1 protein-coding gene and 1 pseudogene are annotated in these 711 nt (G+C 61.5%); both read right to left on the bottom strand.

Going from position 1 to position 711, the window contains the following annotated elements:
- Positions 1–189: 189 nt before the first annotated feature.
- Positions 190–375, bottom strand: a complete 186-nt coding sequence (gene rpmF / locus SMD10_RS25495) for a 50S ribosomal protein L32 (RefSeq protein ID WP_331688513.1) — start codon at positions 373–375, stop codon at positions 190–192.
- 215 nt (positions 376–590) lie between these two features.
- A pseudogene (locus tag SMD10_RS25490) lies at positions 591–711 on the bottom strand (ISAs1 family transposase); the annotation flags it as partial.

Here is a 711-nt window from a genome sequence, read left to right as displayed (position 1 = left end):
ATAGATGGTTATCGTCCACTATGACCTCCGCTCTTGCCCACTTCGTGGCTCAAGCACGGAGGTTTCTTTTATACGGTGTCGAACCCATCTGCTCCTCCACCAGAGGTGGAGGTTTTTTTCGATGAAAACAAGCGGGCCCGACCTTCGCCGAGCCCGCCCTCATTCAAGAATGCACCGCGTCAGCGGAGGTCAGTCTTCGTCCTTGACCGCCAGGACCTGGCGACCGCGATACATGCCGGTCTTCAGGTCGATGTGGTGCGGCCGGCGCAGTTCGCCGGAATTCTTGTCCTCGACATAGGTCGGGGCCTTGATGGCGTCCGCCGAGCGGCGCATGCCGCGCTTGGACGGCGTGGTCTTTCTTTTGGGTACGGCCATGTCCTGCTCCGTTGGTCCCGAAGGCGCGCGACCGAGGCGGCGCCGATCCGTTGGTCATCGTCACGTCCGGCAAAGCCGGGCTCGTTCGTTTCCACATCGAACCCGGGCGATCGTCTTCGAGCGATCGCCGACCTGCCGCGAGTTGACGGGATTTCGGGCTGCCCCATAGCAGAGGCGCCGGAGAATGGGAAGGGGCATGGGCAAAATACCCAGGGCTATCGCATTTGGCCGAGGATGGAACGAGCGAAGTCGTTGGACCATCCGGATCGCTTTCGCTTGCGACGGATGGAGATTGAAGGCCTGGCGCGCTTGAGCATGTTGAGGGCGAGCTTTCGC

Origin of the sequence: Consotaella aegiceratis, from assembly GCF_036541425.1 — a bacterium.
Taxonomy (GTDB): Bacteria; Pseudomonadota; Alphaproteobacteria; order Rhizobiales; family Rhizobiaceae; genus Consotaella; species Consotaella aegiceratis.
Note: the sequence above shows the minus strand (reverse complement) of the source record. Positions and strands in the feature narration are given on the sequence as shown.